The 23,862-nt window shown below is 74.0% G+C and carries 24 protein-coding genes; 4 read left to right on the forward strand and 20 right to left on the reverse strand.

Going from position 1 to position 23,862, the window contains the following annotated elements; translation table 11 throughout:
• Positions 1-6: 6 nt before the first annotated feature.
• The 9 genes from paaE to BMX74_RS19300 form a co-directional block, all read right to left on the reverse strand.
• Positions 7-1,095 (reverse strand): 1,2-phenylacetyl-CoA epoxidase subunit PaaE, encoded by a 1,089-nt coding sequence (paaE, locus tag BMX74_RS19260; RefSeq protein ID WP_201784532.1) that lies wholly within the window; start codon positions 1,093-1,095, stop codon positions 7-9.
• Complete coding sequence (gene paaD, locus BMX74_RS19265; RefSeq protein ID WP_091101899.1) at positions 1,092-1,658, reverse strand: 1,2-phenylacetyl-CoA epoxidase subunit PaaD; 567 nt, start codon at positions 1,656-1,658, stop codon at positions 1,092-1,094. The genes paaE and paaD overlap by 4 nt, the downstream gene beginning before the upstream one ends.
• Positions 1,652-2,563: a 1,2-phenylacetyl-CoA epoxidase subunit PaaC gene (paaC, locus tag BMX74_RS19270; protein ID WP_256257023.1), complete on the reverse strand. Its 912-nt coding sequence runs from the start codon at positions 2,561-2,563 to the stop codon at positions 1,652-1,654. The genes paaD and paaC overlap by 7 nt, the downstream gene beginning before the upstream one ends.
• Positions 2,547-2,834, reverse strand: coding sequence for a 1,2-phenylacetyl-CoA epoxidase subunit PaaB (paaB, locus tag BMX74_RS19275; RefSeq protein WP_218153997.1), 288 nt, complete (start codon positions 2,832-2,834; stop codon positions 2,547-2,549). Before paaB ends, paaC begins: the two co-directional genes overlap by 17 nt.
• A complete protein-coding gene (gene paaA, locus BMX74_RS19280) occupies positions 2,831-3,802 on the reverse strand; it encodes a 1,2-phenylacetyl-CoA epoxidase subunit PaaA (protein WP_091101904.1) in 972 nt (323 codons plus the stop codon). The genes paaB and paaA overlap by 4 nt, the downstream gene beginning before the upstream one ends.
• Positions 3,799-5,826, reverse strand: coding sequence for a phenylacetic acid degradation bifunctional protein PaaZ (gene paaZ, locus BMX74_RS19285; protein ID WP_091101906.1), 2,028 nt, complete (start codon positions 5,824-5,826; stop codon positions 3,799-3,801). Before paaZ ends, paaA begins: the two co-directional genes overlap by 4 nt.
• Before the next feature lie 129 nt (positions 5,827-5,955).
• Positions 5,956-6,819, reverse strand: a complete 864-nt coding sequence (locus BMX74_RS19290; RefSeq protein WP_256257037.1) for a 3-hydroxyacyl-CoA dehydrogenase family protein — start codon at positions 6,817-6,819, stop codon at positions 5,956-5,958.
• 86 nt (positions 6,820-6,905) lie between these two features.
• Complete coding sequence (locus BMX74_RS19295) at positions 6,906-7,658, reverse strand: enoyl-CoA hydratase/isomerase family protein (RefSeq protein WP_091101909.1); 753 nt, start codon at positions 7,656-7,658, stop codon at positions 6,906-6,908.
• Positions 7,655-8,875: a thiolase family protein gene (locus tag BMX74_RS19300; protein WP_091101911.1), complete on the reverse strand. Its 1,221-nt coding sequence runs from the start codon at positions 8,873-8,875 to the stop codon at positions 7,655-7,657. The genes BMX74_RS19295 and BMX74_RS19300 overlap by 4 nt, the downstream gene beginning before the upstream one ends.
• 83 nt (positions 8,876-8,958) lie before the next feature.
• On the opposite strand from BMX74_RS19300, the gene BMX74_RS19305 reads away from it, so the two are divergent.
• The gene (locus tag BMX74_RS19305; RefSeq protein WP_055500971.1) at positions 8,959-9,582 is read left to right on the forward strand and encodes a TetR/AcrR family transcriptional regulator; all 624 of its coding nucleotides are present in this window, start codon (positions 8,959-8,961) and stop codon (positions 9,580-9,582) included.
• Here BMX74_RS19305 and BMX74_RS19310 read toward each other — a convergent pair.
• Together BMX74_RS19310 and BMX74_RS19315 are read right to left on the reverse strand one after the other, a co-directional pair.
• Positions 9,579-10,442 carry a hypothetical protein gene (locus tag BMX74_RS19310; protein ID WP_055500970.1) on the reverse strand — a complete coding sequence of 288 codons (864 nt, stop codon included), beginning with the start codon at positions 10,440-10,442 and terminating at the stop codon, positions 9,579-9,581. The two genes, BMX74_RS19305 and BMX74_RS19310, sit on opposite strands and share 4 nt — an antisense overlap.
• Before the next feature lie 42 nt (positions 10,443-10,484).
• Positions 10,485-11,402, reverse strand: a complete 918-nt coding sequence (locus BMX74_RS19315) for a S66 peptidase family protein (RefSeq protein ID WP_256257024.1) — start codon at positions 11,400-11,402, stop codon at positions 10,485-10,487.
• 31 nt (positions 11,403-11,433) lie between these two features.
• Between BMX74_RS19315 and BMX74_RS19320 the strand changes: the two genes are divergently transcribed.
• On the forward strand, positions 11,434-12,318 hold the full coding sequence (locus tag BMX74_RS19320; RefSeq protein WP_091101913.1) for a sulfotransferase family protein: 885 nt from the start codon (positions 11,434-11,436) through the stop codon (positions 12,316-12,318).
• On the opposite strand, the gene BMX74_RS19325 is transcribed toward BMX74_RS19320, so the two are convergent.
• From BMX74_RS19325 to BMX74_RS19340, 4 genes are all read right to left on the reverse strand, one after another.
• On the reverse strand, positions 12,290-14,176 hold the full coding sequence (locus BMX74_RS19325; RefSeq protein WP_055500967.1) for an ABC transporter ATP-binding protein: 1,887 nt from the start codon (positions 14,174-14,176) through the stop codon (positions 12,290-12,292). The two genes, BMX74_RS19320 and BMX74_RS19325, sit on opposite strands and share 29 nt — an antisense overlap.
• A 222-nt stretch (positions 14,177-14,398) precedes the next feature.
• A complete protein-coding gene (locus BMX74_RS19330) occupies positions 14,399-15,220 on the reverse strand; it encodes an enoyl-CoA hydratase/isomerase family protein (RefSeq protein WP_091101916.1) in 822 nt (273 codons plus the stop codon).
• A gap of 175 nt (positions 15,221-15,395) precedes the next feature.
• Positions 15,396-15,611, reverse strand: a complete 216-nt coding sequence (locus BMX74_RS19335; protein ID WP_020547488.1) for a helix-turn-helix domain-containing protein — start codon at positions 15,609-15,611, stop codon at positions 15,396-15,398.
• A gap of 113 nt (positions 15,612-15,724) precedes the next feature.
• Positions 15,725-17,323 carry an ABC-F family ATP-binding cassette domain-containing protein gene (locus BMX74_RS19340; RefSeq protein ID WP_055500965.1) on the reverse strand — a complete coding sequence of 533 codons (1,599 nt, stop codon included), beginning with the start codon at positions 17,321-17,323 and terminating at the stop codon, positions 15,725-15,727.
• A 261-nt stretch (positions 17,324-17,584) separates the two neighbouring features.
• Between BMX74_RS19340 and BMX74_RS19345 the strand changes: the two genes are divergently transcribed.
• On the forward strand, positions 17,585-18,430 hold the full coding sequence (locus BMX74_RS19345; RefSeq protein WP_091101918.1) for a Rossmann-fold NAD(P)-binding domain-containing protein: 846 nt from the start codon (positions 17,585-17,587) through the stop codon (positions 18,428-18,430).
• Here BMX74_RS19345 and BMX74_RS19350 read toward each other — a convergent pair.
• Complete coding sequence (locus BMX74_RS19350) at positions 18,399-19,061, reverse strand: acVLRF1 family peptidyl-tRNA hydrolase (protein WP_091101920.1); 663 nt, start codon at positions 19,059-19,061, stop codon at positions 18,399-18,401. The two genes, BMX74_RS19345 and BMX74_RS19350, sit on opposite strands and share 32 nt — an antisense overlap.
• A gap of 121 nt (positions 19,062-19,182) precedes the next feature.
• On the opposite strand from BMX74_RS19350, the gene BMX74_RS19355 reads away from it, so the two are divergent.
• Positions 19,183-20,211 (forward strand): EAL domain-containing protein, encoded by a 1,029-nt coding sequence (locus BMX74_RS19355; RefSeq protein ID WP_055503717.1) that lies wholly within the window; start codon positions 19,183-19,185, stop codon positions 20,209-20,211.
• 48 nt (positions 20,212-20,259) lie between these two features.
• Here the strand turns inward: BMX74_RS19355 and BMX74_RS19360 are convergent, their stop codons facing one another.
• From BMX74_RS19360 to BMX74_RS19375, 4 genes are read right to left on the reverse strand one after another with little or no spacing between them, the layout of a single operon-like run.
• Positions 20,260-20,853, reverse strand: coding sequence for a response regulator transcription factor (locus BMX74_RS19360; protein ID WP_055503716.1), 594 nt, complete (start codon positions 20,851-20,853; stop codon positions 20,260-20,262).
• A gap of 20 nt (positions 20,854-20,873) precedes the next feature.
• Complete coding sequence (locus BMX74_RS19365; RefSeq protein WP_091101923.1) at positions 20,874-22,037, reverse strand: sensor histidine kinase; 1,164 nt, start codon at positions 22,035-22,037, stop codon at positions 20,874-20,876.
• A complete protein-coding gene (locus BMX74_RS19370; RefSeq protein WP_091101925.1) occupies positions 22,034-22,768 on the reverse strand; it encodes an ABC transporter permease in 735 nt (244 codons plus the stop codon). The genes BMX74_RS19365 and BMX74_RS19370 overlap by 4 nt, the downstream gene beginning before the upstream one ends.
• Positions 22,768-23,652, reverse strand: a complete 885-nt coding sequence (locus BMX74_RS19375) for an ABC transporter ATP-binding protein (protein ID WP_091101928.1) — start codon at positions 23,650-23,652, stop codon at positions 22,768-22,770. Before BMX74_RS19375 ends, BMX74_RS19370 begins: the two co-directional genes overlap by 1 nt.
• Positions 23,653-23,862: the final 210 nt, after the last annotated feature.

Below are 23,862 nucleotides of genomic sequence, written 5' to 3' on the forward strand. Positions count from 1 at the left end.
GGCGGGTCAGGTGTCGAAGTCGAGGGTGACCTCGTCGGTGGCCGGGGTGGACTGGCAGGTCAGGACGTAACCGGCGGCCAGTTCGGCGGGGTCGAGGGCGAAGTTGCGCCGCATCTCCACCCGGCCGCCGGTGAGCCTGGCCCTGCAGGTGCCGCAGACGCCGCCCCTGCAGGCGAACGGCAGGTCGGGGCGGAGCCGCTGGGCCGACTCCAGCACGGTGGCGTCGCGGGGCTGGCGGACGGTGGTGGACCGGCCGTCCAGAACAATGGTGACATCACTCGCGAGTCCCGAAATTTCGGGATCGGTGTGGCGACGCGGCTCCGGCGGCGCGTCCTCCACGTAGAACAGCTCCTGGTGGACGCGCTCGCCCGGCACCCCGAACCCGGCGAGCGCCTCCCGCGCCCCCGCCACCATCCCGTACGGACCGCACAGCCACCAGTGGCCGACCTCCGCCACCGGGTAGAGCAGGGGCAGCAGCGTCCCCAGCCGGGCGGCGTCCAGCCTGCCGGTGAACAGCTCGGCCTCGCGCGGCTCCCTCGACAGCACGTGCGCCAGGTCGAAGCGGGCCGGGTGGGCGTCCTTGAGGTCGGCCAGCTCGTCGGCGAACATCACGGTGCTGCTCGCCCGGTTGCCGTACAGGACGGAGACCCGCGAGCCCCGCTCGCGCAGCGCGGTCGCGGCGATCGACAGCAGCGGCGTGATGCCCGAGCCCGCGCCGATCAGGACGTGGTGGGCGGGCGCGGTCAGGTCGGCCGTGAACGTCCCCGACGGCGGCAGCACCTCGACCTCGTCGCCCGGCCGCGCCCGCCTGACCAGCCACGACGAGAACAGCCCCGACGGCACCTCGCGCACCCCGACGCGCGGCGCGGCGCCCTCGGGCGCGCAGATCGAGTACGAGCGCCGTTCCTCGCGCCCGTCCACGACGCGCCGCAGGGTGAGGAACTGCCCGGCGCGGAAGGCGTACGCCCCGGCCAGGTGGCCGGGCACGTCGAAGGTGACGGCGGCGGCGTCCTCGCACAGCCGCTCGACAGCGGCGACGCGCAGCGTGTGGAAGCCGGAGCGGGCCGGGCGGGTGTCGAGCACGGTCACGGTCAGATCTCCTTGAAGCGCTCGAAGGGCTCGGCGCAGGCCCGGCAGCGCCACAGCGCCTTGCACGCGGTCGCGCCGAACGGCGACAGCTCGGCCGTGTCGCCCGAGCCGCAGCGGGGGCAGCGCACGCCCCGGCCGGGCGGGCGCGGGCCCAGGGTGAGGGGGACGGGACCGGGGGCGCGGCGGGGCGCGGGGCCGGGCGGGGCGACGCCCGCGGCCTCCAGCTTGCGGCGGCCGGACGCGCTGATCCAGTCGCTCGTCCACGGCGGGTCGAGGACCACCCGCACCTCCACCCCGGTGAAGCCCTCGCGCAGCAGCCGGGCCCGCAGGTCGTCACGCATGGCCTCGACGGCCGGGCAGCCGGTGTAGGTCGGCGTGATCGTCACGGTGACGCCGCCGCCGGGCTCCTCGCGCACGTCGCGCAGGACGCCGAGGTCGGCCAGGGTCAGCATGGGCAGCTCGGGATCGGCCACGCTCGCGGCGACCTCCCTGGCCCGCCCGGTGGCCGTCTCCCCTGCCGGTGCCGCCGGCCGCCCGGCCTGTCCCGACGAACGGCGGCCGGTCACCACGTCGCCTCCGGGTGGGCGCGGGCGACCTCCTGGAGCTCGGCGAGCAGGGAGTCCAGTTCGGGCGTGTGGACCCCGTACCGGCCGGTGCCGCCGTCCGGGGCCCGGCCGGGCGGGCGGTGCCGCAGCGTGGCGGCCTCGGCGACCCTGGCCAGGACGTCCTCCAGCTCGCCGCGCGCCGTGGAGGGGTCGGCGGCCACCCCGGCCGCGGCCAGGCGCCCTTCCACCTCGTGGACGTGCAGCAGCTCGGCGGCCTCCGGCAGCACGGCGTCCCACGCCCGCTGGGCGCGCAGGTGCGACAGCTCGGTGCCGTCGCCGAGCCGCACGGTCCAGCCCGCCGCGTGGTCGCGGTGGTAGGCGACCTCCTTGACGCCCTTGGCGGCGACGGCCGCGAGCACCGGGTCGCGGGAGGAGGAGAGCCGGTCGAGCAGCGCGAGCCGCCAGGCCGAGAACACCAGCAGCCGGACCATCGCGTGGGCGAAGTCGTCGTGGGGCGCCTCGGCGAAGCGCACGTTGCGGAACCCGGCGGCGTCCCTGAAGAAGGCGAGCCGGTCCTCGTCCCACCGCCCGGCGGCCGCGCCCTCCGCGGTGCCCCGCCCGGCGTCCCCGGCGCCGTTCCGGATCTGGGCGGCGCGCGAGAGCAGCAGCCGGGCCTGGCCGAGCAGGTCGAGCGCGATGTTGGCGAGCGCCACCTCCTCCTCCAGCTCGGGCGCGCGGGTGCACCACTGCTGGAGCCTGTGCGACATGACGAGCGCGTCGTCGCCCAGCATCAGGCAGTACGCGGCCAGGTCGGCGGGCGCGGCGCCCTCGGGCAGCCGGGAGTCCACCCCGGCCAGCGGGTCGCGGAAGCCGAGGTCCCCGGTCGCCTCGATGATCGCGTGCAACGCGTTGTCAGATGTGTGGGACATCATCGGGAATGTCGTAGAAGGTGGGATGCCGGTAGATCTTGTCGCCGCTGGGCGCGAAGAACGGGTCCTTCTCCTCCGGGCTGGACGCGGTGATGCGCGCCGCCTCCACCACCCAGATGCTGACCCCCTCGTTGCGCCTCGTGTACAGGTCGCGCGCGTTGCGCAGGGCCATCTCCGCGTCCGCTGCCCGCACCGAGCCGGCGTGGACGTGGTTGAGGCCGCGCTTGCCGCGCACGAACACCTCCCACAGCGGCCAGTCGCCCGCGATCACGCCGCCTCCCCCTCTCGTCCCTGCTCCGCGTCCCGCCGCGCCGCCTGCTTGGCGGCGTACGCGGCGGCCGCCTCGCGCACCCAGGCGCCCTCCTCGTGGGCGGCCCTGCGCACCGCGATCCGCTCGGCGTTGCACGGCCCGCCGCCGCCGACCACGCGGCGGAACTCGGCCCAGTCCACCTCGCCGAAGTCGTGGTGGCCGCGTTCGGGGTTCCACCGCAGCTCCGGGTCGGGCAGGCGCACGCCCAGCGCCTCGGCCTGGGGGACGGTCATGTCCACGAACCGCTGCCGCAGCTCGTCGTTCGTGTGCCGCTTGATCTTCCAGGCCATCGACTGCGCGGTGTTGGCCGACTCGGCGTCCGGCGGGCCGAACATCATCAGCGACGGCCACCACCACCGGTCCACGGCGTCCTGCACCATCTCCCGCTGCTCGGGCGTGCCGCGCATCATGGTCATGAGCAGCTCGTAGCCCTGCCGCTGGTGGAACGACTCCTCCTTGCAGATGCGGATCATGGCCCGCGCGTACGGCCCGTAGGAGGTGCGGCAGAGCGGCACCTGGTTGCAGATGGCGGCGCCGTCCACCAGCCAGCCGATGACGCCGACGTCGGCGAAGGTCAGCGTCGGGTAGTTGAAGATCGACGAGTACTTCTGGCGGCCCGAGATGAGCTTGTCCGTCAGGTCGGCGCGGTCGGCGCCCAGCGTCTCGGCCGCCGAGTACAGGTACAGGCCGTGGCCCGCCTCGTCCTGCACCTTGGCCAGCAGGATCGCCTTGCGCCGCAGCGACGGGGCGCGGGTGATCCACGCGCCCTCCGGCTGCATGCCGATGATCTCGGAGTGCGCGTGCTGCGCGATCTGCCTGACCATCGTCCCGCGGTAGGCGTCGGGCATCCAGTCGCGCGGCTCGATCCGCTGGTCGCGCTCGATCGCCCGCTCGAACGACTCCGCTCCTTGCTCCGTGGCGCCGCTCATCGCTTCGCCACCAGGGTGAGCACGTCGTAGCGGGCGACCACCTCGCCCTTCTGGTTGGTGACCTCGGTGTCCCAGCGCACCTCGCCGTGGTCGGCGTCCTCGCGCGGAGTGATCTGCTTGGCCGTGAGCCGCACGGTCAGCTCGTCGCCGGGGAAGGTCGGGGTGAGGAAGCGCAGGTTCTCCAGGCCGTAGTTGGCCAGCACGGGGCCGGGCTCGGGCGAGACGAACAGCCCCGCCGCGAACGACAGCACCAGGTAGCCGTGCGCCACCCGGCCGCCGAAGAACGGGTTCGCGCGGGCGGCCTCCTCGTCCATGTGGGCGTAGAAGGTGTCGCCGGTGAACCGGGCGAAGTGCTCGATGTCCTCCAGCGTCACGGTGCGCGGGCCCGCCACCACCGTGTCGCCGACCTTCAGCTCGCGCAGCGGCTTCCTGAACGGGTGCACGCCCTCGTCGCGCGGCGCGCCCGGCACCCACCGGCCGGTCAGCGCGGTCAGCATCGACGGCCCGGCCTGCACGGCGGTGCGCTGCATGTGGTGCAGCACGCCCCGTACGCCGCCCATCTCCTCGCCGCCCCCGGCGCGCCCCGGGCCGCCGTGGACGAGCATGGGCAGCGGCGAGCCGTGCCCGGTGGACTCCCGCGCGTCCTCCGCGTTCAGCACGAGCAGCCGGCCGTGCCAGGGCGCGGCGCCCAGCACCACCTGACGGGCGAAGGCGGGGTCGGCGGTGACGACCGAGCCGACCAGGCTGCCCCGGCCGCGCGCGGCCAGCTCCACCGCGTGGTCGGCCGACCGGTACGGCATGAGCGTCGCGACCGGCCCGAACGCCTCGACCTCGTGGACCTCGCCGCGCTCCGGGTCGTCGGCGCGCAGCAGGATCGGCGGCAGGAACGCGCCCCGCCCGGCGTCGGCGCCGACCACCTCGACCCTGTCGGGGTCGCCGTGCACGATCGCGGCGGCGGCCAGCAGCGCCTTGAGCGAGCGGCGCACCTCCTCGCGCTGTTCGAGTCCGGCCAGCGGGCCCATGCGGACGTCCGGGTGCGCCGGGTGGCCGACCGTGATCGCGGCCAGCCGCTCGCGCGCGGCCTCGGCCACGGCGTCGAGCAGCCCGGCGGGGACGAGCGCGCGGCGGATGGCGGTGCACTTCTGCCCGGCCTTGACGGTCATCTCGGTGACGAGCTGGCCGACGTACAGGTCGAACTCGGGAGTGCCGGGGCGCGCGTCGGGGCCGAGCACCGCGCAGTTGAGCGAGTCGGCCTCGGCGTTGAAGCGTACGGACCTGCCGGTGACGGCCGGGTGGTGGCGCAGCCGCTCGGCCGTGGACGCCGACCCGGTGAACGCCACGAGGTCCTGCTCGGTGAGGTGGTCGAGCAGGTCGCCCGCCTCACCGCACAGCAGCTGCACGCTGCCCTCGGGCAGCAGCCCCGACTCCACGACCAGCTCGACCAGGCGGGCGGTGAGGTAGGCGGTCTGGCCGGCCGGCTTGATCAGGCTGGGCATCCCGGCGAGGAACGCGGGCGCGAGCTTCTCCAGCGGCCCCCAGACGGGGAAGTTGAACGCGTTGATCTGCACGGCGACCCCGCGCAGAGGGGTGCAGACGTGCTGCGCGGCGAACGTGCCGCCCTTGCCCAGCGGCTCGACCGGGCCTTCGACCAGCACGGTGTCGTTGGGCAGCTCCCGCTTGCCCTTGCTCGCGTACGACAGCAGCACGCCGATGCCGCCGTCGACGTCGATGCGGGAGTCGGCGGGGGTGGCGCCGGTGCGGGCCGACAGGGCGTACAGCTCGTCGCGGTGCTCGCGCAGGTGCAGCGCGAGCGCCTTGAGCATCGCCGCCCGCTGGTGGAAGGTCAGCTCCCGCAGCGCCGGGCCGCCCACCCTTCTGCCGTACGCCAGCGCCGCCGCCCGGTCGATGCCGGACGCGGACAGGCGGGCGACCTCCTCCCCGGTGGCGGCGTCCGTCAGCGGGACGCCCTCGTCCGACGGCGCCTGCCAGCCGCCCGACACGTAACTGCGCAGCGGAGTGACCACGCGGCCCTCCCTCCTGAATTACCGACCGTACGTTCAGTCAGTAATTCTAACCGGGCGCCCCCGCCCTGGGAAGGCACGCACCGGGCGGGCGTGGCGGGGAAGGCGGGGCGGGGAAGGCGGGGCGCCGGGTCAGTCCCAGTCGTAGAAGCCGCGGCCCGTCTTGCGGCCCAGCTCCCCCCGCTCGACCTTCTCCCGCAGCAGCCGGGGCGGCGCGAACCGCTCGCCCAGCCTGCCGTGCAGGTACTCCGCGATGGCCAGGCGCACGTCCAGCCCCACCAGGTCGGTCGAGCGCAGCGGCCCCATCGGGTGGCGGTAGCCGAGCTCCATCGCCCTGTCGATCGAGGCGGCGTCGGCGACGCCCTCCTCCAGCATCCTGATCGCCTCCAGGCCCAGCAGGACGCCCAGCCGGCTGGTGGCGAAGCCCGGCGAGTCGGCGACGACCACCTCCGACTTGCCCAGCGCCCGCACCCACCCCCTGGCCCGGTCGCGCGCCCACCCGGAGGTCGCGGCGCCCACCACCACCTCGACCAGCAGCGACGCCGGCACCGGGTTGAAGAAGTGCAGGCCGAGGAACCGCTCGGGCCGCCGCAGCACGGCGGCCAGCTCGTCGATCGACAGGGAGCTGGTGTTCGTGGCGAGCACCGCGTCGCCGGCCACCGCCTCCTCGGCCGCCGCCAGCACCTCCGCCTTCAGCCCCGCCTGCTCGGGGACGGCCTCCACGACCAGCTCCGCCGTCGCGGGCAGCTCCGCCGGGCTCGCGGCGAAGGCCACGCGCTCCAGCACCGCCGCGGGGTCGCCGTCGAGCGAGCCCTTCTCGGCGGCCCTGCGCAGCCCCGACGCCACCCTCTCCCGGGCGGCCCGCTCCTCGGGCTCCACCACGACGACGCGCGCCCCCAGCGCCGCGAACACCTGGGCGATGCCGGAGCCCATGCGCCCGCCGCCGATCACGCCCACCACGCCGGGGACGCCGCCCCGCTCCACCGCTCCGCTCACGTCGCCGCCCCGCTCCACCGCTCCGCTCACGTCGCCGCCCCGCTCCACCGCTCCGCTCACGACCCCGTCCGGCTGCACCGCTGCGCTCACGAGGACGCCCCCTTGTCCAGGAACGCCCGCATCCTGTCGCGTTTCTCCTCGCTCTCGAACAGGATCGCCTGCGCCAGGTCGTCCGCCAGCGGATGCGGCCCCCTCGCGTCCAGGACGAGCTTGGTCAGCCGCAGCGCGCCCGGCGCGGACCGCGCCATCCTGTCGAGCAGCCGGTGCGCCCGGCCCAGCAGCTCGCCGTCAGGAACGACCTCGGCGACCAGGCCGAGGCGCAGCGCCTCGGCGGCGTCCAGCCGCCTGCCGCCGAGCAGCACCTGCTTGGCCACGGACACGCCGGCCAGCTCCGCCAGCCGCCAGCACGCGCCCGCCGCGGCCAGGATGCCGAGGCCGGGCTCGGGGTTGCCGAACACCGCCGACTCCCCCGCCAGCCTGACGTCGCACGCGTACGCGAGCTCGGCGCCGCCGCCCAGCGCGTAGCCGTCCACGGCGGCCACGGTGGGCATCGGCAGGCGGGCCACCCGGTCGAACAGCCGGCTGTTGATGCCCGCCAGCGCCTCCTCCCTGCCCCGCTCCAGCAGCTCCTGGATGTCGGCCCCGGCCGCGAACACGCCCTCCGCCCCGGTCAGCAGCAGCAGCCTGGGCCGCCGCTCCAGCCCGGCGCAGACGGCGTGCAGCTCCTCGACCATGGCCGCGTTGATCGCGTTGCGCGCCCGCGGCCTGTTCAGCGTGACGACGACCCGGTCGTCGCGCTCCTCCACGAGCAGGGTCTCGTACCCCGCGCCGCCGCTCACACGCGCTCCAGCAGCATCGCGACGCCCTGGCCGACGCCGACGCACAGGGTGGCCAGGCCGAGGCGGGCGTCCTCGCGCTCCATGCGGCCGAGCAGGGTGACGACCAGCCGGGCGCCCGAGCAGCCCAGCGGGTGGCCGAGGGCGATGGCGCCGCCGTCGGCGTTGACGCGGTCCTCGTCCAGCTTGAGCCGTCTGATCACGGCGAGGCTCTGCACGGCGAACGCCTCGTTGAGCTCGACCGCGCCGATCTCGTCCACGCGGCGCCCGGTGCGGGCGAGCAGCTTCTCGGTGGCGGGCACCGGGCCGAGACCCATGAGGTGCGGCGGCACCCCCGCCGCGGCGGCGGCGACCACGCGGGCGCGCGGCGTCAGGCCGTGGCGGGCGACGGCGTCCTCACCGGCCAGCACCAGCGCGGCGGCGCCGTCGGACAGCTGCGACGACGAGCCCGCCGTGACGATCCCGCCGTCGCGGAAGACCGGGCGCAGCGCGGCCAGCTTCTCCAGCGACGAGCCGCGGCGCGGCCCCTCGTCCACGCGTACCTCGCCGTCGCGGACGGGCACCGGCACGATCTCACGCTCGAACCTGCCCGCGTCGGTGGCGGCGAGCGCCCGCTCGTGGCTGCGCAGCGCGTAGGCGTCGGAGTCGGCGCGGGTGACGCCGTCGAGCGCGGCCACCTCCTCGGCCGTCTCCCCCATCGACAGCGTCACCTTCCGCGCCTGCGGGCCCGCGTCCGGGGGCACGCGGCGGTCGGCCGCGAGGAAGCGCGGGTTGGTGAAACGCCAGCCGAGGGACGTGTCGGACACCTCGCCGGGACGCGCCCACGGCGTGCCCGGCTTGGCCATCACCCAGGGCGCCCGCGTCATCGACTCGACGCCGCCCGCCACCACGACGTCCGCCTCGCCGGAGCGGATCGCCTGCGCGGCCGACGCGACGGCGGTCAGCCCGCTCGCGCACAGCCGGTTCACCGTGTACCCGGGCACCTCGTCGGGCAGGCCGGCCAGCAGCACCGCCATCCTGGCCACGTTGCGGTTGTCCTCGCCCGCCTGGTTGGCCGCGCCCAGGATCACCTCGTCCACGACCTCGGGGGGCGCCCCGGCCCGGCGCACCGCCTCACCCACGGCGAGTGCGGCCAGGTCGTCGGGGCGCACCCCGGCCAGCGCGCCGCCGTACCGGCCCTGGGGCGTACGCGCCCCGTCGACCACGAAGACCTCACTCATCCTGCCTCCTGCCATGGACCTATCCTTAACCGTCCGTTCGGTCAGTATCAAGGCGGGAGGCGGCCGCTGCGATACTGGTGCGCATGGCCACCCTGGACAACCGCCGGCCCGCCCGGCGCGGACGCCCCGGTTACGACAAGGAGTCGCTGCTGCGGGTGGCCGTCCAGGTGTTCAACGAGCGCGGCTACGACGGCACCAGCATGGACGACCTGTCCAAGAAGCTCGGCATCACCAAGTCGGCCATCTACCACCACGTCGCCAGCAAGGACGAACTGCTGCGCATGGGCGTCGACCACGCGCTCGACGGCCTGTTCGCGGCGGCGGCCGAGGCCACGGCCATGCCGGGGCGGGCCATCGACAAGCTGGAGCGGCTCGTGCAGGCCAGCGTCGAGGTGCTGGTCGAGCGGCTGCCGTTCGTCACGCTGCTGCTGCGCGTACGCGGCAACACCGAGGTGGAGCAGCGGGCGCTGGCCAGGCGGCGGGAGTTCGACCGGCTGGTGGCCAGGCTGGTGTCCGAGGCGGAGGCCGACGGCGACATCAGGCCCGACGTCGATCCAGGGCTGGTCGCCCGGCTGCTGTTCGGCATGGTCAACTCGCTGGTCGAGTGGTACCGCCCCGACGGGCGCACGGGCGCGGCCGAGCTGACCGAGGCGGTGCGCAAACTCGCCTTCGACGGCCTGCGCCCCCAGCCCCGCGCGTCCCGCTAGACGGCGAGGCGGGCGAGGACCCGGGCGAACTCCGGCGGCGGCGCGACCACGAGCCTGGTCTGGCCGTGCTGCGAGACGATGTCGGCCTTGATGAGGGTGAGCCGTCCCCGGTGCCACCAGTACACCTGGGAGCTGAGCCCGCCGGTGCGGGCCGCGTGCACGCGCAGCCGTTCGATGGCCCGCACCACGCCGATGCCGTCCACGGGGTGCACGAGCAGCGTGTACGGGTCGGGCAGCGCCACGAGGGCGCCGTCGCCCGGGACGGGCAGGTAGTCGCCCAGCCAGCGCAGATGGGTGGCGGTGGACGGCGTGCGCCCGGTCAGGCGGGTGACGGGCGTCCCCGACAGCTCGATGCGCTCCACGAGCAGGCGCTCGTCCCTGCGGACGTTGGAGGCGGCCAGGTCGAGCGCCCGCGCCGACGGCAGGGGCCAGCAGCCCGCCTCCTCGGGGCGTACGGCGCGGGAGCCGACGGTGAGCAGCTCGACCAGGTCGGCGTTGAGGTGGCGGCCGACGACCCTGCTGAGGTCGGCGACGTCGTCCACCGACTCGACGCGGGTGCGCAGCAGCGGCCTGGCCTGGCGCAGGTCGCAGACGTCAGGGGTGCGTCCCGCGCCGGCGACGGCGTGGGCGAGGTGCTCGGAGACCAGCACCGGCCAGTCCTCCCTGGCCCTGCGCCCGGCCTCGCGGCGCAGCCCGGTGAGCCTGACGGTGATGACGCGCTCACCCCTGAGCTTGAGGGTGGCGCCGTCGCGGGAGAAGTCGCAGGCGTAGCCGAGGGAGTCGGCGACCAGGGAGAGCAGCGAGTCGAGGTCGACGTCCTCGACGGGCCTGCGCGAGCGGTGACGCCTGAACAACCCCACGCCGCCGTGTCCCCTCTGCCGGATTCGTCCCTATGCGTTCTCCTACATTGCCTGCTGCTCATCCCGAATCGAGCCAGTCAGGGAGCACGATTCGGTATCGATACCACAAAGCGCTCCCAGCCACACGCTCATCTGTGGTGTCCCGTGGCCGACCGCGAGCCCGGCCAGCACGGGCACCCCGAGCGGGACGAGCCGGTCGCGCAGCACGGCGTACGGGTCGCCGCAGTCCACCCAGGAGCCGAGCACCACGCCGCGCACCCCGCCGAACGCCCCCGCCTGGAGCAACTGGGTGATCATCCGGTCGATCCGGTACGGCTCCTCCCCGATGTCCTCCAGCAGGACGATCTTCCCGTCGAACGACGGGCGGTGCCGGGTGCCGCACAGGGAGGCGAGCAGCGACAGGTTGCCGCCGGTCAGCACCCCCTCGGCCCGGCCGGGCGCCAGGACCAGGTCACCGGAGACGGGCAGCGGGGCGCCCGACAGCGCGGCCCGCAGGCTCTCCAGCGTGCGCGGCTCCGCGCCCTCCTCGTCGGCCAGCGTCTGGCAGGCCGGCATCGGCCCGTGCAGCGTGGGCACGCCCAGCTCGACGGCGAACGCCTGGTGCAGCGCCGTGACGTCGCTCGACCCGAGCAGCACCTTCGGCCCGGCGGCGCGCATGGCGTCCCAGTCGAGCAGGCCCAGCAGGCGGGCGGCGCCGTACCCGCCGCGCGAGCAGAACACCGCCGAGACGGCCGGATCGCACCACGCCTCCTGCAGGTCGGCGGCGCGGGCGGCGTCGGAGCCCGCCAGGTAGTCGAGCTCCTGACGGTCGTGCGCGTGCGCGCCCACGACGACCTTGAACCCGAGGCCCTCCAGCCGCTCGACGCCGCGCGCGAGCCGGACGGCGTCGGGCGGGCCCGAGGGCGAGACGATCGCGACGGTGTCGCCTTGCTGCAGCAGCGGGACGCGTGGCTTGTTCACCCACCAAACGGTGCCACACTGGTGGTCCAGTATGCGAGTTCCGCCCCACATTCTCGTGGTCAACGGCATCAAGGTCCGTAAGCCGGTCTTCCTGCTCGGCGCGCCCCACTCCGGCGCGGACCTCGTCGCCCGCGCCCTGAAACGCTCGCCCGGCTTCCACGTCACGATGGGCCGCCCCGGCGTCGCCCACGTCGTGTACGCCTTCGCCCGCAAGCCGTCGATCGGCCGCACGTCCGGAGCCGTGCGCGTGCTGCGCGACGCGCTCGCCGAGGCGTGGCAGGTGCTGCCAGGCGCGTGCGGGACGTGCGCCGAGCCGTGCAGGGAGGCGGGCGGCGTCACCGGCGCCGGCCCCTGCGTGGCCGCCGAGGAGGTGACCCGGTTCGGCGACGGCGGCCCCGACCTGCTCTACAGCGCCCACGTCCTGCTCGGGGCGTTCCCCGACGCCCGTTTCGTCCAGCTCATCCGCGACGGCAGGGACGTCGTGGCCGACATGCTGGACGACCCCGCCTGCCTGGCCTGGTTCAAGCCCGCCATGCTGTCGGAGCGCACCGAGTTCCCCAACGCGTTCCTCGGCGTCAACCGTGACGAGCACCTGGAACGGTGGAAGACCATGCCGGCGGCGGGCAAGAGCGCGCTGCGCTGGCGCAGCGCCGTGCGCATCAGCGCCGAGCTGCGCAGGGAACTGCCCCCGGCGCAGCTGCTGACCCTCCGCTACGAGGACCTCGCGCTCGACCCGGCCGGGCAGGTCGCCGCGCTGACCGAGTTCCTGGGGACGCGGGTGTCGAAGGTGGCGCTGCTGTCGGCCCGCCTGCCCGCCGTCGGCGGGTGGCGCACCCGGCTGCGGCCCGCCGACCTGTCGCTGGTGGAGAAGGTCGCCAGGCAGGAGCTCACGCGGCTGGGCTATCTGACGAGCTGAACTGGGTGCGGTACAGCTCGGCGTACAGGCCGCTGCGCCCCAGCAGCTCCTCGTGCCTGCCGCGCTCGGCGATGCGGCCCTGGTGGACGACGAGGATCTCGTCGGCCTCCCTGATCGTGGAGAGGCGGTGCGCGATCACCAGCGACGTACGTCCGGCCAGCGCGGTCTTCAGCGCCCGCTGCACCGCCGCCTCCGACTCGGAGTCGAGGTGGGCCGTGGCCTCGTCGAGCACCACCACGCGCGGCGCCTTCAGCAGCAGCCTCGCCAGGGCGAGGCGCTGCTTCTCGCCGCCCGACAGGCGGTAGCCGCGGTCGCCCACGACCGTGTCGAGCCCCTCGGGCAGGCCCTTCACCAGGTCGCCTATCTGCGCGGCCCTGAGAGCCTCCCAGATCTCCTCGTCGGTGGCGTCCGGCCTGGCGTACCGGAGGTTGGCCGCGATCGTGTCGTGGAAGAGATGAGGGTCCTGCATGACCACGCCCACGGTCTCGCGCAGCGAGTCGAGCGTGGCGTCGCGGACGTCCAGCCCGTTGATCCGCACCGCGCCCTCGTTGACGTCGTACAGACGGCTCACCAGGGACGTGATGGTGGTCTTGCCCGCGCCCGAGTGGCCGACCAGGGCGACGAGCCGCCCCGGACGCGCCGTGAACGACACGCCCTCCAGCACCGGGTGCGACGGCGCGGAGTCCTGCCTGGCCACCGACTCCAGCGACGCCAGCGAGACGTCCTCGGCCGCCGGGTAGCGGAAGTGGACGTCGTCGAACTCGATCGTGACCGGGCCGTCCGGCACCGGCACCGCGCCGGGCCGCTGCGCGACCATCGGCTTGAGGTCGAGGATCTCGAAGACCCGGTCGAAGCTGACCAGCGCCGTCATCACGTCAACGTGGACGTTCGACAGGGACGTCAGCGGACCGTACAGGCGCATGAGGAGCGCGGCCAGCGCGACCAGCGTGCCCAGCTCGAAGAAGCCGCGCACGGCCAGCACGCCGCCGATGCCGTAGACGAGGGCCGTGGCCAGCGCGGCGACCAGGCCGAGCGCGACGCGGAACACGGTGCCGTACATGCCGACCCGCACGCCGACGTCACGGACGCGGGCGGCCCGGCCGCCGAACACGGCGGCGTCGTCCTCGGGGCGGCCGTAGAGCTTGGCCACCATGGCGCCCGCCACGTTGAAGCGCTCGGTGGTGACCGAGCTCATCTCGGCGTCGAGCTGCATCTGCTCGCGGGTGAGCGCCGACATCCTGCGCCCCACCCACTTGGCGGGCACGACGAAGATCGGCAGCAGCACCAGCGCGACCAGCGTGACCTGCCACGACAGCGCCAGCATCGCCCCGAGCACCAGCACCAGGCTGACGACGTTGGAGACGACGGACGACAGCGTGCTCGTCAGCGCCCGCTGGGCGCCGATGACGTCGCTGTTGAGCCTGCTGACCAGCGCGCCGGTCTGCGCCCGCATGAAGAACGCGACGGGCATGCGCTGGACGTGGTCGAACACCTCGGTGCGCAGGTCGTAGATGAGGCCCTCGCCGATGCGGGCGGAGAACCACCGCTGCACCAGCGTCAGCCCGGCGTCGACGAGCGCGAGCGCGGCGATCGCCACGGCCAGGCCCACGACGACGTCCGCGCGCCGCTGCATGATGCCGTCGTCGATGACCGACTTCATCAGCAGCGGGTTGGCGACGACGATCACCGCGCCGGCCACCACGAGCAGCAGGAACGCCAGCATCTGCCGCGTGTACGGCCTGGCGTAGCGCACGATGCGCCGCACCGTGCCCGGCGTCAGCCGCTGCTGCATCACCGAGCCGTCGCGTCGCAGCGAGGCCCACACATGGGGGCCGAAGCCCCCTCCCATCATCGCCATACGGGGAGTCCCTCCACCGGGGTCAGCGTCGGGCGGGCGCCGCGGGATTCCCGCGTCAGCTCATCGCGAAACCCGCCGCCCCGCCCGAGCCCGGCGCGGGCGCCCTGAAGGGACGTCGGGGCATGCCCGTGCCGCGCCGGCGGCACCCGCTCAGCCGAACAACACACGAACGGTCGCGGCACCCGCTCAGCCGAACAACACACGAACGGTCGCGGCGCCCGCTCAGCCGAACAGCGCACGGACGCGGGCGGCCTGCTCGGCCCGCTCGGCCGCGCACTGCTCCTCCAGAGTGCGCCCCCGCGCACCCTGCAGCAGACGCTTGGTGGCGACGGCGGCGTCCCTGTTGGTGGACAGCAGCTCGGCCGCCTTCTCCGCCACGGCCGCGGCGAGATCGTCGCGGGCGACCACGCGTTCGGCCAGGCCGATGCGCAGGGCCTCGTCGGCGTGGACGACCCTGGCGGTCAGGCAGATGTCGATCGCCTTGGCCGGGCCGACCAGCTCGACCAGCGGCTTGGTGCCCGTCAGGTCGGGGACCAGGCCCAGGGCGGGCTCCTTCATGCAGAACTTCACGTCATCGGCGACGACGCGCAGGTCGCAGGCGAGCGCGAGCTGGAAGCCCGCGCCGATCGCGTGCCCCTGCACGGCGGCGATGGAAACGATCTCCGGGCGGCGCAGCCACAGGAAGGCCTGCTGCGCCTGGTCGACAAGCTGGTCGAAGGAGGTGTCGTCGGCCTTGGCGGCCGAGGCGAACGAGCCCTGTCCGGGCACTCCCTCGGGTGTGAACATCCGCAGGTCGATGCCTGCCGAGAAGGACGGTCCCTCACCTTTCACGACGACGACGCGCACCCGCTCCGGCAGGCTCTCGCCGATGCGGGCCAGGGCTGACCAGGTCGCGAACGTCTGGGCGTTGCGCTTGTCAGGCCGGTCCAGCGTGATCGTCGCTATCTCACCGTCCACCTCGAATCGGATCCCGACCTCCGCCAGTTCGGCGGCGGAGACGTTCTCCGCGTACCCCCCGCGCTGCTGCTCCTGTGCTTCCGCCATCGCCTGCTCCCTGCTGTCAAGGCCGTGCCGCGAACGGCCGCGCACGGGGTGCGCGCCACGCTGACCGTCGCGCCCGAGCCTACAGAATGTCATTCTGGGAATGGCATCCCGTGCCCGGGCGCGACGTCGGCTGACTAGGGACGAGCGGCTGCGGTCGCACGTTCCGAGGCGGCCGTCAGCGCTTGGACTTGCCTCGGGTGGCCCCTCCGCGCCCGCGCAGAGTCACGCCGGACTCGCTCAGGATGCGGTGGATGAACCCGTAGGAGCGACCGGTGGAAGCGGCGAGGGCGCGGATGCTCTCACCCGCGGCGTAGCGCTTCTTCAGATCGCCGGCCAGCTTCTCCCGGTCGGCCCCGGTCACCCGGGTGCCCTTCTTCAGTGTCTCGGCCACGAGTACCTCCTGTAGTGCCGGACTTCCGCAGCGTTACTCCGCCATGATCAGTCATTTCAGCGGGATCGGCTACCTACTCCACGGGAAAAGATCCGTACCCACTCAAATTCAGATCAGGCAAGTGCCACAAGATCGGAAAATTCGTCGCTCCACGCGTCTTCAGTTCCGTCAGGCAGCAAGATCACCCTATCCGGTGAAAGGGCGTCAACGGCACCCTCGTCATGTGTGACCAGGACGATTGCTCCTGAATACGATCTCAGAGCGTTCAGCACCTGCTCCCGGCTGACCGGGTCGAGGTTGTTCGTGGGCTCGTCGAGCAGGAGGACATTGGCGCTCGACAGCACCAGCATCGCCAGCGCCAGACGCGTTTTCTCCCCGCCCGACAGGACCCTGGCGGGCTTGTCGACGTCGTCGCCGGTGAACAGGAACGAGCCGAGCACCTTGCGCAACTCGGTGTCGGTGAAGCCGCCGCCGGCCGACTGCATGTTCTCCAGAAGCGTACGATCGCCGTCGAGCGTCTCGTGCTCCTGGGCGTAGTAGCCGATCTTCAGGCCGTGCCCGGGGCGTACGGCGCCGGTGTCGGGCTGCTCGATGCCGCCGAGCAACCGCAACAGCGTCGTCTTGCCCGCGCCGTTGAGCCCGAGGATCACGACCCTGTGACCTCGGTCGATGGCCACGCTGACGTCGGTGAAGACCTCCAGCGAGCCGTACGACTTCGACAGGCCCTCGGCCGTGAGCGGCGTGCGGCCGCACGGCTGCGGCTCGGGGAAGCGGAGCCTGGCCACCTTGTCGCTCACGCGCTCCTCCTCGGTGCCCGCGAGGAGGCGGTGCGCGCGGCGCATCATGTCCTGCGCAGCCTTGGCCTTGGTGGCCTTGGCGCGCATCTTGTCGGCCTGGGCGAGCAGCGCGCCCGCCTGCTTCTCGGCGTTGGCGCGCTCGCGCTTCCTGCGCTTCTCGTCGGTCTCCCGCTGCTCCAGGTACGCCTTCCAGCCGACGTTGTAGTGGTCGATCACCGACCGGTTGGCGTCGAGGTGCAGGACCTTGTTGACCGTCGCTTCAAGAAGGCCCACGTCGTGGCTGATGATCACCAAGCCACCTTGATGAGATCGCAAAAATTCACGAAGCCAGCCGATTGAGTCCGCATCTAGGTGGTTTGTCGGCTCGTCGAGTAGGAGAGTTTCGGCTCCGCTGAAAAGAATTCTCGCCAATTCGACCCTGCGCCGCTGCCCGCCGGAAAGAGTTTCCAGCGGCTGGCCGAGCACCCGGTCGGGCAGGCCGAGGCTGGAGGCGATCGACGCGGCCTCCGACTCCGCCGCGTACCCGCCGAGCACGTGCATCTGGTCCTCGAGCCTGCCGTACTGCCTGACCGCCTTCTCGCGGGTGCGCTCGTCGGCCGAGGACATGCCGATCTCGGCCTCGCGCAGCTTGCGCAGCACCTCGTCGAGGCCGCGGGCGGACAGGATGCGGTCGCGGGCCAGCACCTGCAGGTCGCCGGTGCGGGGGTCCTGCGGCAGGTAGCCGATGCTGCCGCTCGTCGTGACCGCTCCCGCGGCGGGCAGGGCCTCGCCCGCCAGCACCTTGGTGAGCGTGGTCTTGCCGGCGCCGTTGCGGCCGACCAGACCGATCTTGTCGCCCGGGTTGACCCGGAACGAGGCCTTCTCGATGAGCAGCCGCGCGCCCGCGCGCAGTTCGATGTCACTCGCAATGATCATGGTGAAAGGGACACTCCCGGCTAGGAATGGAGTCGGAGGGAGGGGGGACGGCAGGCCGCGCCGGGTCAATCGGGAGTGCGCATACCGATCAGTCTACGGTGGCCACCGGAACGGTCACCCCAGGTTGACCTGGCTGCGGCCACCACGGCCGTCAGGGCCGCCCCGCTCCGCCTCCGCCCGCCCCGCCTACCCGCACCCACCTTCCACCCGCCCCGCCTCCCCACACCCACCTTCCACCCGCCCCGCCTCCCCGCCGTCACCTTGCGCCCGCGCGGCCTCCCCGCGCCCCCTCTCCCCGCCGTCACCTTCCACCCGCGCCGCCTCCCCGCGCCCCGCCTCGGACCGGTCGGCTTCCGCGCGCCGGAGATCCGCGTCTCGCAGATCGTCGCCGTGTCGGTGCTCGGCGCCGCGCCGGGCGCGCCCCTGGCCGGGCACCTGCACGGCCTCGTGGACGGCCACCTGCCGGCGTCCGGGGTGCCGTACGCGATCCTGCAGCCCACGGGCTTCATGCAGAACCTGCTCAGGGACCTGCGGGGCGACCGCTTCCACGGCTCCTGGGGCGAGAGCCGCGCGAACCACATCGACGCCGCCGACATCGCCGCCGTCGCGGCCGCCCTGCTGACCGCCCCCGTCGGGCCGTCGGCCGACCACGTCCTCACCGGGCCCGGGTCGCCCACCGCGCGCGAGATCGCCGCCGCGATGAGCGCCGTGGCCGGACGCCCGATCACGTACGTGGACCTGCCGGTGCCCGAGATGGCCGCGCGCCCGGCCGGGGAGGGCGTCCCCGAGCCGTGGGCGACGGAGCCGGCCGCCACGCAGGCGTCGATGGGCCCGGGGTGGGCCCGGGGTGGGCCCGGGGTGGGCGCGGGTCACCTCGGCCGTACGGGACCTGACCGGCCGCCCGCCGAGGACGCTCGCCCAGTTCCTCACCGCCCACGCCGCCGCGCTCACCGCCCGACGGGAGGGACCGGCCCCTCGCCAGGCGCCCGCTCATGGCGCGGCAGGAGGGCCGAGCCCCCTCCCAGGCGCGCGCTCACGACGAGACGGGACGGGACGTCCTCTCCCGGGCGCGCGCTCACGGCGAGGCGGGAGCGTCGACCACCCTGATCTGTACGGCGCGGAACTCGTCGGGGGCGCCCCGCAGCACCGCGAGCTTCGGGTCGGGCACCACGAGGAACGGCCCCGACTCCAGCGCCAGCAGCGGGGCGAGCCGCCGGTCGGCGCGCAGGGCGTCCACGGCCCTGCGGTCGCCGCCCAGCACCACCGCGTCCAGCTCGGCGAGGTGCGGGGACAGGACGCGCAGCGCGACGTCCGCCGCGCTCTCCACGGCCTGGGCCGCCTGGTTGCGCCTGCGCCTGGCGAAGCGCTGCTGCGACCAGCCGCCCGCGGCGGTGCGGCCCTGCACGAGCCTGGAGCCCACCTTGGAGGCCACCAGTGCGCGGCCGTGGAAGACGCCCGCCGCGTACCCGCCGAGCCTGACCAGGACGACCCCCACCCGCCGGTCGGCCGTCGCGTGCGTGACGAGCCGGGTGACGTGCGGCGGCCCCGGCGTCATGGGCGGGAAGGGGACGTGCAGTTCGGCGAGCGCGCCGTCGGCGGCCGTCAGCCGCACGACGTGCCCGTCGCCCGCCGCCTCGAACGGGCCGTGCCGGTCGGCGAACCCGTCGATCCAGGGGTGCAGGCGCTCCGGCGGCACGCCGACCCACCGGCCGCCGCCCTTCGCCGGTCGAGCGCTCATGACGGAAGGCTAACCGAACGGCATTCCCCTCACAGCAGGTGGGGAACTTAAGGGTAAATGTCGGTGAACTTCGTTTCGGGGGGCTTCTGCCAGGGGCGACGGGCTCGGATCATCTGTGTACGTGTCCTCCCTGCTCACGAGCCCCCTGGTGGATCTCGACAACGGGGCCGTCCTCGCACACGCCGCCGTTGTGGACAACACGGGCACCCTTCGGGCGGCCCCCCTGCCGATGATGATGGAACTGCCCGTCGGCGTGATCCTGTCAGGGGCGGGGGCCCTCGCCCCGCTGCACGAGGCGCTCAGGAGGGCGGGCAGGCATCCCCGCGAGGCCATCCTGCTCGTCACGGGCACCTGCCAGGAGCCGGAGCGGCGGCTGCTCAAGGTGGGGCTCGACGGGCTGCGCACCATCGGCTACCTGCTCGGCTTCGCCGGGGTGGGCGGGAGCGGCGGCGCGCCGCTCGACCTCATCGGCGACTGCTCGCCGTACCTGCTGGCGCTCGACGGCGAACTGGTCGCCCGCATCCCCGGCGACCACCGGGCCGCCGCCGTCGCCAGGGCCGTCGTCACCCTGGCCCGCGGCATCGGCGCGCACGTCATGGCCCCGGGCGTGGAGCGCGAGGCGCAGGTCGCCGTCGTCCGCGGCCTGGGGGTGCGGCTCGCGCACGGGCCGCTGCTCGCCCCCGGCCCCGACGGCAAGGTACGGGTGCCGCTGCCCGCCGCCGACGAGTCGCCCACCGCGATGATGCTCGGCCCCCGCGTGCAGGAACTGCTGCTGCCCGCCGTGACCCTGCCCGAGAAGGCCAAGGCCGAGGAGGTGGTGGCCGCGTTCGGCCACGAACCCACCATCACCAGCGTCATCCTCGTGGACGAGTACCAGCGGCCCAAGGGCAGCCTGGACCGCAGCAGGTTCCTGCTGTCGTTCGCCGCCCGTTACGGGCACGCCCTGCACGGCTCCAAGCCCGCGCAGCGGCTCGCCGACCCGCCCCGCACCGTGCCGAGGACCACCCCGGCCATCGCCGCCATGCAGGCGGCCAGCAGGGACGCCTCCCGCGTCTACGACGACCTGGTGGTGACCGACGAGCTGAACCGCTGCCTCGGCATCGTCAGGGTGTCGGACCTCATCAGGGAACTCGCCACCCTGCGCGCCTGACCCGGCCTCCGGCCTCGGGCCGGGCCTGCCCGGTCAGAGCCATCCGGGTCAGAGCCAGCCCTGGACGCGGGCCCGCTGGACGGCCTCGATGCGGTTGCGCGCGTGCGTCTTCTGGATCGCCGACGACAGGTAGTTGCGCACCGTGCCCTCCGACAGATGCAGGCGGCGGGCGATGTCGCCGATCGTGGAACCGTCCACGGCGGCCGACAGGACGTCGCGCTCCCTGCCCGACAGCGGGTTCGGCCCCGCGCTCAGCGCGGCCGCCGCCAGGCCGGGGTCGATGACCCGCTCCCCCGCGTGAACCCGCCTGATGGCCGCGGCCAGCTCCTTCGCCGGGCTGTCCTTGACGAGGAACGCCGCCGCCCCCGACTCCATCGCCGTACGCAGGTAGCCCGGCCGTCCGAACGTCGTCAGGATCATCACCCGGCAGCCCGGCACCCCGGCGGTGATCCGCGCCGCCGCCGCCAGGCCGTCCATGACCGGCATCTCGATGTCGAGCAGCGCGATGTCGGGACGCACCCGCTCCGCGACGTCCACGGCCTGCGCGCCGTCGGCGGCCTCGCCCACGACCTCGATGTCGGGCTCCAGCCCGAGCAGCGACGCCAGCGCCCCGCGCACCATGCCCTGGTCCTCGGCCAGCATCACCCTGATGACGCCCTCGCTCACGCGGGCACCTCCACGGGGACCGTGACCAGCAGCCGGAAGCCGCCCCTGCCCCGGGGGCCCGCCGTCACCGTGCCGCCCGCCCCTGCCACCCGCTCCCGCAGGCCCGCGAGGCCGCTGCCCGCGCCGTGCGGCGTTCCGCCGTTCCCGTTGTCCATGATCTCCAGATTGGCGTGTCCGCGGTCGTACGTCACCTTGATCTCGCACCGGGTGGCCCGCGCGTGCCTGACGATGTTCGTCGTGCCCTCGCGCACCGCCCAGCCGAACAGCTCGTCGAGCAGGCCGGGCAGCGGCATCCCCGAGACCCGGACGTTCGCCTCGACCCCTGCCGCGCGCAGCACCGACCTGGCGTTGTCGAGCTCCTCCGCCAGGCTGCGCTGCCGGTAGCCGGTGACCGCCTCGCGGACCTCCAGCAGGGCCTTCCTCGCGACCGACTCGATGTCGGCGATCTCCCGCCGCACCTGCTCACGCCGCGCCCGCTCACGCGCCGCGTCGTCCTCGGCGAGCCGTCCGGCCAGCTCGCTCTTCAGCACGATCAGCGACAGGCTGTGGCCCAGCAGGTCGTGCAGGTCGCGGGCGATGCGCAGCCGCTCCTCCGCGGCCGCGAGCCGGGCCACCTCGCCCTGCGCCTCCCGCAGCCTCACCGTCAGCACCCGGCCGTTGCGCACGCTGATGAACAGCACGCCCAGCGTGAGCACCTGCAGTGCCATCACGACGATCGTGGCGACGTCGCTGCCGGTGCCGAACCCGGCCGCCACGACGGCGGCCAGGAGCCCGGCCACGCCGGCGAGCGTCCACCGGGCCGGCAGCGTGAAGCTGGACAGGACGACCGTGTAGACCGGCAGCGACAGCCAGGGACCGCCGAACGCCCACGCCCCCGCCAGCCCGAGCACCGTCGTCGCCGCCAGCAGCGGGTACGTGAACCGTCCCCGCTCCCCCACCCCCTTGGCGGTGAGGACGGTCGCGACGAACGCGGCCACGAACCCCGCGAGCGTCAGGCCCGCCCACGCGGCGCGCGCCCCACGCAGCTCGCCGCTCAGGATCTGCCCCGCGGGGAAGACCAGGTATACCAGCCCTATCGACACCCCGACGAGCCGCCGCCTCGGGGCGTTGACGTCGTCGGGGTCGCCCAGCCCCCGTCCGAAGCGCCGCGCGATGCTCATGACCGAACAGTAGCCCTGCGGTAGAGGAACACCGCCGCCGCGCCCAGCGCCAGCCCCCAGGCGCCCACGACCAGCAGGTCCGAGGCCGGCAGCCCCTGCCCGGCGATGACGCTCCAGCCCAGGTCGGCGTAGCGGTACGAGGGCGTGAGCTCCGCGATGGTCCGCATCGTGTCGCCGAACGCCTCCGGCGGGAACCACAGGCCGCCGGCCAGCGCGAGCGCGAACATGGAGATCATGGCCGCCGGCTGGGCCGCGTCCGCCGACAGCGTCGAGCCGATGGCCAGCCCCAGCGCGACGAACGGCAGCGTGCCGAGCCACAGCGCCAGCAGCAGCGGCACCCAGGTGCCCACCGGCAGCGAGACGCCCTCCACGACGACCCCGACCACGCTCACCAGCAGCAGCGACGGCAGCACCAGCAGCATGGCGGCGCACAGCTTCGTCACGATGATCGCCCAGCCGGGCAGCGGGGTGATCTGGAGCTGCCGCAGCCAGCCGGTCTGCCGCTCCTGCGCCCACGGCACCGCCGAGCTCATCATGGACGCCGCCAGCGCCCCGTACGCCGCCATCGACACCATGAGCGCGACGCTGTACGGCACGCCGGAGTCGTCGGTCTGCTTGCCGTAGATCCCGGCGTTGATCAGGTAGAGCACGACGGGGAAGGCCACGACGAAGATCAGGTAGCGCCGGTTGCGCAGCATCCGCAGCGCCTCGGTCTTGGCGTAGTACAGCATCAGGACTCCCGGGTGAGGGCGAGGAAGGCGTCTTCGAGACCGGCGCCCGCGACCTGCAGGTCGCGCACGTCGAGGGTGGTGCCGCGGTACAGACCGGCCAGCGTGGCGTCGGTGTCGGCGGTGCGCAGCGTCACCGCGCCGGCCTCGACCTCCACCGCCGTCACGCCGGGCAGCAGGTCGAGCCCCGCCGCGGGCTGCTCCCCGAGCGTGAACCTGACCGTGCGCCCGCCCGCGCGGGCCTTGATCTGGGCGGCGGTGCCGTCGGCCGCCAGCCGCCCCCTCGCGATGACGATCACGCGGTCGGAGTGCTGGTCGGCCTCCTCCAGGTAGTGCGTGGCGAACAGCACCGTCCTGCCGCCCGCCGCGTAGTCGTGCATGCCGCGCCAGAACCGCAGCCTCGACTCGACGTCCATGGCGGCGGTCGGCTCGTCGAGCAGCAGGACGCGGGGCGCGCCCGCGACGGCCAGGGCGAAGCGGACCCGCTGGGCCTGACCGCCCGACAGCTTGTTCGCCCGGCGTCCGGCCAGCTCGCCCAGGTCGGCGAGCTCCAGGACCTGGTCCAGGGGCAGGGGGCGGGGGTAGAGCCTGCGCACCAGGTCGACGAGCTCCTTGACGGTCAGCTCGGGGATCAGGGCGCCGTCCTGCAGCATGGCGCCGAGCTCGCCCGCCGCGACGGCCTGCTCGGGGGCGTGGCCGTGCACGCTGATCTCGCCGCCGGTCGGCTTGAGCAGGCCGAGCAGCATGCCGATGGAGGTGGACTTGCCGGCCCCGTTCGGGCCGAGCAGCGCGACCGTGGTGCCGGACTCGATGGACAGCGACAGGTCGTCGACGGCGAGCACGTCCCCGTAGCGCTTGCTGACCTGGTCGAACACGATGGCGTTCATGGGTTCGACGCTACGGCCGCCCGCCCTGCCCGGATAAGTGTGATCCTTCCGGGGATCGCCATGACATTTGTCAGTACGCCGGGCCCTGCCGAGAGCCACCGGCCCGCCCGCGCATCGGCCCCGGCCGACGGGCCCGGCCCCGCGCCTCGGCCCGAGCCGGGCCCGCCTGCCGGGGCCCGTCCGCCCCGCCCCGCGGCGCGCGCGGAACCG

The organism is Nonomuraea pusilla (assembly GCF_900109355.1).
Lineage (GTDB): Bacteria > Actinomycetota > Actinomycetes > Streptosporangiales > Streptosporangiaceae > Nonomuraea > Nonomuraea pusilla.